12 protein-coding genes are annotated in these 10646 nt (G+C 69.1%); 2 read left to right on the forward strand and 10 right to left on the reverse strand.

The genetic code is table 11. The annotated features are described in order from the left end of the window. Positions 1-8: 8 nt before the first annotated feature. The 7 genes from ACZ4SV_RS09475 to ACZ4SV_RS09505 form a co-directional block, all read right to left on the reverse strand. Positions 9-437 (reverse strand): MarR family winged helix-turn-helix transcriptional regulator, encoded by a 429-nt coding sequence (locus ACZ4SV_RS09475; RefSeq protein WP_468002847.1) that lies wholly within the window; start codon positions 435-437, stop codon positions 9-11. Next, complete coding sequence (locus ACZ4SV_RS09480; protein ID WP_468002849.1) at positions 437-853, reverse strand: SRPBCC family protein; 417 nt, start codon at positions 851-853, stop codon at positions 437-439. The genes ACZ4SV_RS09475 and ACZ4SV_RS09480 overlap by 1 nt, the downstream gene beginning before the upstream one ends. Positions 854-1553: 700 nt before the next feature. Continuing rightward, entirely contained in the window at positions 1554-2228 is a 675-nt protein-coding gene (locus ACZ4SV_RS09485) for a lytic polysaccharide monooxygenase auxiliary activity family 9 protein (RefSeq protein ID WP_468002851.1), read from the reverse strand. Between the two features lie 413 nt (positions 2229-2641). Next, on the reverse strand, positions 2642-3262 hold the full coding sequence (locus ACZ4SV_RS09490; RefSeq protein WP_468002853.1) for a hypothetical protein: 621 nt from the start codon (positions 3260-3262) through the stop codon (positions 2642-2644). Positions 3263-3711: 449 nt separating this feature from the next. Next, positions 3712-4302 (reverse strand): dihydrofolate reductase family protein, encoded by a 591-nt coding sequence (locus tag ACZ4SV_RS09495; protein WP_468002855.1) that lies wholly within the window; start codon positions 4300-4302, stop codon positions 3712-3714. A 5-nt stretch (positions 4303-4307) separates the two neighbouring features. Continuing rightward, entirely contained in the window at positions 4308-4781 is a 474-nt protein-coding gene (locus ACZ4SV_RS09500) for a GNAT family N-acetyltransferase (protein ID WP_468002857.1), read from the reverse strand. Next, the gene (locus tag ACZ4SV_RS09505; RefSeq protein ID WP_468002859.1) at positions 4778-6247 is read right to left on the reverse strand and encodes an MFS transporter; all 1470 of its coding nucleotides are present in this window, start codon (positions 6245-6247) and stop codon (positions 4778-4780) included. The genes ACZ4SV_RS09500 and ACZ4SV_RS09505 overlap by 4 nt, the downstream gene beginning before the upstream one ends. Positions 6248-6394: 147 nt before the next feature. Between ACZ4SV_RS09505 and ACZ4SV_RS09510 the strand changes: the two genes are divergently transcribed. Further along, positions 6395-6961, forward strand: coding sequence for a TetR/AcrR family transcriptional regulator (locus ACZ4SV_RS09510; RefSeq protein WP_468002861.1), 567 nt, complete (start codon positions 6395-6397; stop codon positions 6959-6961). A gap of 85 nt (positions 6962-7046) precedes the next feature. Here ACZ4SV_RS09510 and ACZ4SV_RS09515 read toward each other — a convergent pair whose 3' ends face one another. Next, the gene (locus ACZ4SV_RS09515; protein WP_468002863.1) at positions 7047-8033 is read right to left on the reverse strand and encodes an alpha/beta fold hydrolase; all 987 of its coding nucleotides are present in this window, start codon (positions 8031-8033) and stop codon (positions 7047-7049) included. A 220-nt stretch (positions 8034-8253) separates the two neighbouring features. Between ACZ4SV_RS09515 and ACZ4SV_RS09520 the strand changes: the two genes are divergently transcribed. Further along, complete coding sequence (locus ACZ4SV_RS09520) at positions 8254-8661, forward strand: RidA family protein (protein WP_468002865.1); 408 nt, start codon at positions 8254-8256, stop codon at positions 8659-8661. A gap of 116 nt (positions 8662-8777) precedes the next feature. On the opposite strand, the gene ACZ4SV_RS09525 is transcribed toward ACZ4SV_RS09520, so the two are convergent. Together ACZ4SV_RS09525 and ACZ4SV_RS09530 are read right to left on the reverse strand one after the other, a co-directional pair. Further along, complete coding sequence (locus tag ACZ4SV_RS09525; RefSeq protein ID WP_468002867.1) at positions 8778-9947, reverse strand: cytochrome P450; 1170 nt, start codon at positions 9945-9947, stop codon at positions 8778-8780. Between the two features lie 257 nt (positions 9948-10204). Continuing rightward, complete coding sequence (locus ACZ4SV_RS09530) at positions 10205-10330, reverse strand: hypothetical protein (protein WP_468002869.1); 126 nt, start codon at positions 10328-10330, stop codon at positions 10205-10207. Positions 10331-10646: the final 316 nt, after the last annotated feature.

Here is a 10646-nt window from a genome sequence, read left to right on the forward strand (position 1 = left end):
CGGGCGTTTCAGGTTTCGGGATGGGCCAGGCGGCCGAGCATGGCTACCGCGTCGCCGAGGGGCACCGGTCGGAAGAACCGCGCGTCGGCGCGCTCAACGGCGGCAATCGCGCGTGGGGCCAGGTCGGCGCCGGTGTCGGTGACGCGCAGTCGTTTGGCGCGGGTGTCGGCCGGGTCGACTTCACGCTCGATGAGTCCTTTGTGTTCCAGGGTGCGTAGTACCTGGGAGGTCATCTTGACGTCGGTGCCGGCTTGGCGGGCGAGGGCCAGTTGGTTGGGATGCTCGCCCTGGGTGTTGAGCCACCAGGTGCAGGCGAGCAGCACGAACTGCACGTGGGTGAGATCGAGCGGGGCCAGGGCTGTGGCGATGTCGCGCTGCCAGCGCAGGGTGGCGTGCCACAGTAGGAATCCGGGGCTGTCGCCGGGGCTGAGGGGCATCAGCGAAGCGCCAGCTCGGCCAGCGAGGTCATTGTCTCGGGCCAGTCGGCGGTGATGCCCGGGCCGATCTGCGGGCCGGCCTCGTCGGCGCCGGTGCCGGTGATCTCCATCCGGTACACCACGCGGATCCGGTTCTGGTCGATCCGATCGATCCGGTGGGTGGTGCGCAGCAGCAGGCCGTTGAAGCGCGCCTCGTCGACGAATAGTTCGTCTTCGACCGCCTCGGCGATGCGCAGCAGTACCGGGTCGTCCCCGGGCGGCGTCATCGTGATCTGCGTTCCCGCCGCGAACGGGCCGTTCATCTCGATCTTCTCGATCTCGGCGTTCCAGGTGCCCCAGTTTTCAACGTCGGCCCAGAGCCGCCAGATCGCCTCGGGGGTGGCGCTGGTCTCGATGCTGTGCTCGTACTCCCACATGAGGGGTCTCCTCGACTAGATGATCTATCCCTAGATTATCTGCGCAGAGACTATCTGTCGAATGGTGCACGGACCCATCCCGCGGTGCCGCGATCACCCATCCGAACCACTGCCCGCGCCCGCGCCACCGAGGGGGTCCTACCCCACGCACGCGAGTTCCGCCTCACCGCCCAGGCATCCTCCCGGCCCTCTGGCACGGCACCCACTGCTGCGGCAACCCCCGAAGGATTTCAAGAGTTGACCACTTAGCGCTGCGCGAGTTGGGCCACGTCGGTGCAGGCCGAGCCCCGCGAGGGCGACGAAATCGTCCGGAACGAGCTCACCCGCCGCGCCGGGGCACATGTCCAGGTCGACGTCGACGCCTGGCTCACCCGCGCCCTGGCCGCGCGCACTGCGGGCACCACGCCGACCAGGCGGCGCGCGAGGCCGTCGTCGGCCTCCTGCCGCAGCCCGTCCTCGCGCACGCCGCGCTGCTGTCCGCGCTCGCCCGCCTGGTCCCGCCGCCGCGCCCGCGCCCGACCGGCCGGCGCTCGCGGTTCGCCTCGTAGGAAGACCTGGAATGGGACAACGCCGACGAGCGCAGGAAGCCCCGTCGAGGCAGGGCGACCCAAGGGCCGTCCGCCCCGACGGGGCTCGGTCGGCCGGGCGGCGGGTTACCGCTGCCCGGCGGCGGCCGGTGCTGTGTGTGACGCCTCTCGGCTCAGCCGAAGTTCACGTCACTGCACCACATGTACGCCTGGTCGAGGTGCGAGGCCTGCCAGATCGTGAACAGGATGTGGTGTCCGGTATAGCCCGAGGTCTGGACGGGGAACGTGATGTCCTGCGCCGGGGCGAAACGGCCGGTCTGCGTGATGAAGTCGAGGTTGCCCCAGCCCAGGGTCTGGGTCTTGGGGTTGAAGCCCTGCTTGCTCACGTAGACCTTGAAGTAGTCGGCACCGTGGGACGCCTGGTCGTACAGGTGGACCGAGAAGTTGTTGCCGACGGTGGTGGTCTTCCACGGCCCGGGCTTGTCCAGGCTGGCGTTCCTCGAGAGGTTGTTGCTGCAGAGCGTCCCGTCGGGGGTCCGCGCCTGGAACTGGCCACCGAGGCCGTCGCGGAGCGCGCTCATCCAGTTCCACATGGTGTCGGGGTTGGCCTGGAAGGCCTGCCAGCACATCGGGTCCTCGGTCTGCATGGCCGGGTTCGTGTGATTGCTGCCCCAGGTCTTCCAGCACTGGTACGCGCGGGAGGCGGGGTCGACGATGGTGCCGTGAGCCTGGGCGGGGGCCGACCAGGTCAGTGCGCCGACAACCACGGCGAACAGCATGGCGAGCGCCTGGAGAGGTCGGCGCAGGGGCGATCGCGAACGCCCGGTTAACGGAATCTGTTTGCGCATGTGGGGGGAACTCCTTCCAGTTGCACAGCTATGGGAGCGCTCCCAACGGTAGGACTTGTGAGTGAAATGTCAATGAAACGAACGGAGTTGCTTGCAGGAGTGGCCGACGAGCAGGGCACCTGCCGGGAGCCGGGAGCCGGGAGCCGGGAGCCGGGAGCCGGGAGCCGGGAGCCGGGAGCCGGGAGCCGGGAGCCGGGAGCCGGGAGCCGGGAGCCGAGGCCGATCCCGGGACCGGGACCGGACAGCGAGGATGTGCCGCGGCGTCACGTGTCGCACCAAGAAGTGCAGCGGCCCCTCGCCCCTGCCCAGCCGGACCGGGGGCGGAGGCAGCGGCCGGGTGGCCGGCGGTGATCGCACGCGGGGTGCGCGGTGAGCTGCGCCTACCGATGGGGACACCGGTGGCTCGACGCAGTTCAGCTGACCTGCCAGTTTGTGAGGTCCACCAGGAGATCGCAGTGGGGATCGCCGGGAGACGGGTGTCGGTACTGGTCTTCTTCGATGAGGCTCGGCAGGGAGCTGATCAGCGCAGTAGGAGCAGTGGTGAGACGGATGTCGGCGCCGATGACGCCCGGCCGGTCGGGGCGTTGCACGTACAGACGAAGCCTGTGGTGTTCCAACGACAGGAACCCGAGGAGGAAGGGGTGCTCATCGTCATTGGGGTCCGCCAGTGCGCGCAGGACAGTGAGTGCCTGGCCTTGTTCGGGCTCTGGGTCCGGGGTGATCTCCTCGGGGCGCAGACGGATGACGGTCATCCCCATGGCTTCACTGACGTCGCGGGAGCTGTAGAGCTGGGTACCGGCCAGGACGGTGCGCAGGACGCCGGGGATGTAGTACGGGGCCACGGTGTCGTGCGGGATCTCGTACAAGAAGGTGACAGCGTCCTCGGCATCGCCCGCCTGGACGGCAATCCGGACGGCTCCCGGGGCGGGCAGCACTCCACGTAGGCGGCAGCCCTCGGCGAGGGGCGCGTTGAGGTAGTACAGCAGCAGGCGACTGACAGCCGCCTGCTGCTCCCTGTCTTCGGGGTCAGTCACTAGTTCATCCATGCAGGGCACTTGTTGTGTGGCTGGTTGCGGCAGAAGGCGTGACGACACCGACCTTCGGTCCTCGTCCGGCGTCGAACCTTTTGTCCTTGGTCTTGCGCGTGTACTGAACGGTTACCACAAACCTCACCTGCGGCGGACGGCTACCGGTCCTGATGGCAACACCGTCGCACTCCAGGCGCCCGTGTCCGTCGTTGCCGTCGACCTTGTCCTTGAGGGCCGCATCGAGGAGCGAACACTTCTTGATGTTGTGTCAGCGAGTGAAGTGCTGCCAGCCGAGTTCCGAGTTCCCGAACCGGGTGACGACGTTACGCCCGTCAGGACCGGTTGACGTGCAGTGAGCCCCCACGTCGAACGGGTCCGGCGTAGTCGGATCAGGGGTCGGCCTGGCAGTGGGCCCGGGGACGTGATGGGTCCGCGGCGGCTGGCTCATGCGGTCGTCAGGCACGGGTGTAGCTGAGGAAGACGGTGCCGCTGGGCAGCACCGTGTGCCCGGTCATCGTGAACGCGCGCGGATTCGTCTCGGACTTCCCTGCGAACAGCGGGATGCCCGCGCCGATCGTGACCGGGTTGACCTTGAGGACGAGTTCGTCGATCTCCGGATAGAGGGCCCCGGCCAGCTCGGCGCCGCCGACCAGCCAAATCCCCTTGCCGCCCTGGGTCTTGAGTTCGCGTACCTTCTCCAGCGGGTCGGTGGAGATCACCTCGACGGCCGCGTCGGGGCTCTTGGTCAGGGTGCGGGAGAAGACGTAGTGCCGCAGGTGCGGGTAGGCGTCGGTGATGCCCGCGTCCAGTCCGAGCTGATACGAGCGGCGTCCCTCCAGGACGGTGTCGAAGCGCGTGCCGGACGCGGTCACGCCCAACGCCGCACGGGCGGGGGCCGGCAGTGTCTCCGGGTAGTGCGTGACGATGTGTTCCAGGTAGTCGGGAGTGACGGTGAAGAAGCCGTCGGGTCCGGTCGGATCGCCCCCGCTCGGGCCGGCGATGAACCCGTCGAGCGTGGTGGCGGCGTAGTAGGTCAGAGAGCGCACGGCGATCATCCTGTAATGGCGTAGGAGTGGAGGTTTTCGTGGGAGAAGGTGCGGCGCAGACCGACCTTCTTCAGAGCGCGCTGGGCGGCGACGTTGTTGTGGGCCGTGTCGGCGAGAACCCGCCGCACCCTTGCCTCGGCGAAGCCGTGGTACAGCAGGGCATGCAGCGCCTCGGTGGCATAGCCGTGGCCCTCTGCCTCCGGGGCGACGCCGTAGCCGAGGCGCTCCGAGTAGTAGGCGTAGAGGACGCTGCGGTGCTCGAAGTCCGAGGCGCCATCCGGGGTGTCGTCGTAGGTGTACTCGGCCACGGTGATGTCCGGTGAGGTGACCAGCGGGTTGAGGAACACCACGCGTTCGTGGGCGGGCAGCGGGTGTGCGGTGGTCGGGTCGGGCGGGGCAAGGTCGGGGTCCTTCGCGTGGTTGCGGGATGTCGCGCAGGGCCCTGTGGGGGCGTCGCCGGCCCAGGTTCGGATGGTCAACGGCCTTTCACAGATGCCTCCTTCGAGGTGGTGACCGCATGTGCATCGGTGGAACGTCGCGGCGCCGCCGAGCCTTCCGCGGGCTTGGACCTCGCCAGCCACAGGCCGGTGAACACGGCGGTGGCCAAAGTGACGGTGCCGGCGACGAAGAAGGCGCTGTCGAGGCCGGTCTCGAAGGTGGCGCCGTCGGATTGCCGGGCGCGGACGACGGCTCCGAGCACCGCGACACCGAGCACCGCGCCGATCTGCCGGGTGGTGCTGCTGATGCCTGATGCGAGGCCGCCTTCCTGCGGGCTGACCGCCTGGATGGCGGCGCCTGTCAGTGGGGACAGGGTCAGGGCGAAGCCGATGCCGGCGAGTCCCAGCCGCCACCACACGTTTCCGTAGCCGGTGTCGGCGTGCACCATGCCGAGCGCCAGCAGTCCCAGGCCGGCCAGGGCCAGGCCGGTGGTGACCACGATGCGGAAGCCGTGCCGGGCGGCGAGCCGGCCCGCGTACGGGCTGACGACCACCATGGCGAGGGACAGCGGCAGGGTCTGGAGGCCGGCGCGCAGGATCGAGCTGCCCTGGACGTGCACGAAGAACTGGGAGAAGAAGAACGACGAGCCCATGAGCGCGAACCCCACCACGACCATGGCGGTGTTGGACACGGTGAACAGGCGCTGCCGGAACAGCCGCAGCGGCAGCATCGGAGCGGAACGACGCGATTCGACGGCGACGAAGGCGGCGAGAAGGATCACCGCGGCGGTGAAGCTGCCCAGGATGACCGGTGAGGTCCAGCCGCGGGCACCGCCCTCGATCAGCCCGTAGGTCAGCACCCCCACCGCCAGAACGGACAGCGCCGTGCCCGGGATGTCGATCGCGGGGGCGCTCGGGTTGCGGGACTCGCTGAGGTGGCGCAGGCCGACCAGCAGCAGGACCACGCCGATGGGCAGATTGACCAGGAAGATGGCGGGCCAGCCGAAGGCTTGGGTCAGCACGCCGCCGGCCACCGGGCCCGCGGCCAGGCCGATTCCGCTGAGTCCGGCCCACAGCCCGATCGCCTTGATTCGTTCTTGCGGCACGGGATGGGCGGCGGCGAGCAGGGCGAGCGAGGCAGGGCTCAGCGCCGCGGCCCCGATGCCCTGCAGCACCCGGCCGGCGACCAGCCAGCCGAGCGAGGGCGCGAGGCTGCACATGAGCGACGCCGCGGTGAACACCGCCACGCCGGTCAGATACACCCGCTTGCGGCCGAACCGGTCGGCGAACACACCGCCGGACAGCAGCAGCATGGCGACCAGCAGTACGTACGCGTCGACGATCCATTGCAGTCCGGTCAACTGAGTGTGCAGCCGGTGCTGCATATCGGGCAGCGCCGCGCCAACGATCGTGTTGTCGAGCAGGACCATGAACTGGCCCAGGCAGGTCACCGTGAGCAGCACGGTCCGGCTTGATCGACTGCCTGCGGTCGCATGCGATGCGGCCATGGGTCCCCCTCAATCGTTGGTTGTGCCCGGCCACGGTCGACCCAGGGGGCGATAGACCGAGCACCCTAAAGCAGTCATCGACTGCGTTAGGCGACTGTAGGAGCCTTGTGCCGTAAACGCAAGTGTCGACTGCGTTAAGGTGGGGGCATGAACGAGCGACAGCGAGCCCGGCGGCCCGGCGGGCGCAGTGCCCGCGTCGGCGCGCAGGTGCACCAGGCCGTCACCGACCTGATCAGTGAGAGCGGCTACGGCCACTTCACCGTCGGCGACGTCGCGGCCCGCGCCGGCGTAGCTGACAGCAGCATCTACCGCCGGTGGGGCAGCCTGGAAAGCCTGCTCACCGACGTGGCGCTCACCCGCCTGAACGCGCAGTCGCCGATGCCCGACACCGGGAGCCTGGCCGGCGACCTGCGCACGTACGCAGCCCAAGTGGCCCGCGAGATCACCGGACCCGACGGACCGGCGGTGCTGCACCTGGCAGTCGCCCTGTCGAGCAGCGGTCAGCGCGGCCTGCAGGCCGGTGCCGCCCTCCGCGCCGAACGCACCCGGCAACTACAGGCCATGCTCGATCGCGCCCGCGATCGTGGCGAGCCCGCACCCGACGCGTTCGACGTGCTGGACCACATCCTGGCCCCGATGTATATCCGCGTCCTGTTCGGCATGGTCCCGCTCACCCCGGACTACATCGACGGGCTGGTCGACCGATTGCTGTGACCTCAGGCCGGTTCGATCAGCATGCGCTACCTCGGCGCGGCCCTCCCGCAATGCACCGCCAAGGTGCCCAGCCAGCCCGCCTGGTTCAGTCGTGGAGGGTGGCGAGCCAGTCAGTCAGCAGGCTGTTGACCTCGTCGGGGCGTTCCTGCTGGATCCAGTGGCCGCAGCCGTCCAGGAGGTGGGAGGCGGACAGAGCGGGGAGAGTGGTGGGGTAGGCGTCGATGGCGTCGGCCATCCAGGTGGTGGAGGCGTCCAGGGCGCCGCCGATGAACAGGGCGGGCTGTTTGATCGGGGCGCCGCGGTGGGGGGCGAGGTCTTCCCAGTCGCGGTCCATGTTGCGGTAGCGGTTGAGGGCGCCGGTCAGGCCGGTACGCTCGAACTCCCCGGCGTAGACGTCGAGGTCGTCCTCGCTCAGCCAGGCCGGGAGCGGGCCGGCGGGGAAACGGTCGCGCAGCCGACAGCCCGGGGCGACGAAGTGCGGGTCGGGCTCGCCCTCGGCCGGCATGGTGTCGGCGGACAGAGCCGCGTAGAAACCTGCGAGCCAGCCACGGACGTCGGGCTCGATCTCCGCCTCTGCGCGGCCGGGCTCCTGGAAGTAGGAGACGTAGAACTCCTGCTCGGGGCCGCCGATCTGCCCGAAGATGTCGGTGGGGCGGGGGCCGCCGGGCGGCGTGTACGGGACGCTCAGCAAGCCGACCGCGCGGAAGACTCCGGGGTGGAGCAGGGCGGAGGCGGCGGCGATGTTGGAGCCCCAGTCGTGGCCGACGACTACCGCGCTTTCCTCGCCGAGGGCGCGCACGACGGCGACGTTGTCCTCCACCAGGTCGAGCATGCGGTAGGCGTCGGTCGCGGAGGGCTTGGAGGAGCGGCCGTAGCCGCGTACGTCGATCGCCACTGCCCGGTACCCGGCCGCGGCGAGAGCGGGGAGTTGGCGGCGCCAGGAGTACCAGGACTCGGGGAAGCCGTGCACGAGCAGGACCAGCGGGCCGGTGCCCTGCTCTGCCAGGTGCAGGCGCCCGGCAGGGGCCTCGACGGTGCGGTGGCGGAGTGCGGCGGTCGGCTCTGATCGCATGGGGACTTCTCCTCGGTTCGCGGGCGGCCGGCGGGTCCCCATCGATCATGCGGCTCGGCAGCCACTCGACGCGATGAGTGTTGCCGATTTGGCAAGTTGCAGAAGGTCGAGCAGAAGTGACGGCGTTCTCGCGGGGCGGTGAGAAAAGGGAAGGCGGAAGCCGACTGGCCGTTGGCAGGATGACCGCGCTGCACCCCCGAGGGGAAAGGACCCCACGACCGTGGCTCGTGCCGTCACTTTGATCCGCTCCACCGCCCTGTCCGACGTCGCCGAGTACGCCTACGCGGCCACGGCGCCCGCTGGGTCGCGCCTGATCTTCCTTGCAGGGGCGTGTCCGCTGAACGATGACGGCTCCACAGCAGCGATCGGGGACTACGCGGGCCAAGCGGCGAAAGCCATCGAGAACATGCAGGCCGCTCTTACTGCCGCGGGCGCATCACTCCAGGACGTCATCAGCACACGGGTTCTCGTCGCATCGGCCCGGCGGGAGGACCTGGTGGCCGCCTGGCAGGTTGTCCGGGATTCGTTCGCTGACCATGACGTCCCGAGCACGTTGATGGGCGTCACCGTGCTCGGTTACCAGGACCAACTCGTCGAGATCGAGGCCGTCGCCGCCGTGCTCGATTGAGATTTCCTCCAAGGACACCGCAGACGCGGGATGGCCAGGCGTCCGACAGGACGGCTGGCCATCGAGGAACGCAGCAGGCTGAGCCGCTCCTTGGAGCTGGTTTCAGCGGCCGTCGGTCACCAGGTGACCGGCAATGCCTGTAGGCCGCGGAAGACCAGTTCCGGTATGTAGGTGAGTTCGGACTCGTCGACGGCGAGGCGGAGTCCTGGATACCGTTTCACCACGGAGCCGATCGCCACCCGCATCTCCCGGCGGGCCAATATCGCGCCGAGGCAGAAGTGCGGCCCGTGTCCGAAGGCGAGGTGTGCTGCCGGTCCTTCGCGCGTGATGTCGAAGCGGCCGGGATCCGGGTACACACCGGGGTCGCGGTTGGCCGCGACGATGACCGGCAGCACCGGTTCGCCCGCCCCCAGACCGACGCCCTCCAGTTCGACGGGCTCGGTCGTGACCCGGACCTCGGCCGAGGTGAAAAGCCTGCTGTAGCGCAGCAGTTCGTCGACCGCCGGTCCGATCAGGTTCGGTGACGACCGCAGCAGCGCGAGTTGGTCCGGGTGGCGCAGCAGGGTCAGCAGCGAGTTGCCCAGCTGGTTGACGGTCGTCTCGTGGCCGGCGATCAGCAGGCCCTCGAGGTTGGCCAGCAGCTCGGGTTCGGTGAGGTGGTCGCCCTCGTCGTTGGCGGCGACCATCGCCGAGATCAACCCGTCGTCCGGCCGCGCCCGCTTCTGGCGCACCAGTGCCGCGAGCCAGTCCTGCATCTCGCTCTGCGCGGCCCGCAGTTCGTCCGGAGTGATGTCCGTCACGAACAGCCGTCTGGTCCACCTGCGGATGGCCGCCGCCTCGGAGTAGGGCACGCCGAGCAGCTCGCAGATGACCATCAACGGCAGGGGAGCGCAGAGACCTGCCACGAGATCCGCGGTGGGATCGAGGGAGTCGAGCAAGGAGTCCACGATGGACTGCACGCGTGGTTCGAGCTGGTCGACCATGCGTGGGCTGAACGCCTGCGCCATCAGCTTGCGCAGGCGGGCGTGGCGCTCGCCGTCCTGGCTGGAGATCAGCAACGGATCGGCGGCGACGGACAGTTTCAGCGGGCTGCCCGGAAGCGTGGCCGCCTCCCGGCTGAACCGGCTGTCGCTCAGGACCTGGCGCACCGCCTTGTAGGAAAGGGCGAGCCAGACCTCTGCCGTGCCCATCGTCGCGCGGACGACCGGAGCCTGCGCGAGCAGAGCCTCGGCTTCGGGCTCGTTGTCGAGGTGGTGTGGTGTGGTGAGGGGGAACGTGGCTTGCATCGCTGCCTTCTGACTGGATGCCACCGGGGCCGGGCACCGGGTGCCGGGCGTGAACGGCCGGAACCGGTGCACGGACCGGTGACAGCTGGGTTTTATGCCGCCGGAGGCGGTGGCGCTTCGCGGTCGTCTCGAAGTCGATGGGGTCGGACGGTTCAGCCGGAGCTGTCGGCGGCGCCGGTGGTCGGTTCGCTCGATCCGGGTGGTGATCGCCGTGCGGGGTTTTCCCGGGTGGCCGGATGAGGGTCGAGGACGTTCTTCTACGCGAGTGCGAGTGGGGATTCTAGGGCGTTGTCGCCGGTGGCGTCGATGGTGCCCATGATCCCGGCCCGGTCGTGGCGGTGCGGGGCGTGGACGGACTTCCCGGGCCGCACCGGCGGGTTCACCGGCGGATCCGCCGGCGGACACGGCGACGGGCCGTCCGTACGAAGCGACGCGCTTCATGCGACAGGGGTCGGATTTCGCCACGATGTCTTTGTCGTGCAGGCATATGACGTTGTGATGTGCTTCCTTTGAGACAGCCTTCGCCTGGCCTATGGCGATGGCGTGATGTTGCTGCCATGCTCGTCTGCGCGGCGGGCCGATCATCATCTCGGCCCCTACGCGCTCAGCTCACCAGCGCATTCTCCTCAGAGATCGCCAACGCTGTCGCTTTCGAGGACCGCTCCACTGATCCAGGCGCCTGAAGCGCGGTCGAGTCCG

The sequence above is a fragment of the Streptomyces sp. NPDC027672 genome (assembly GCF_055566335.1).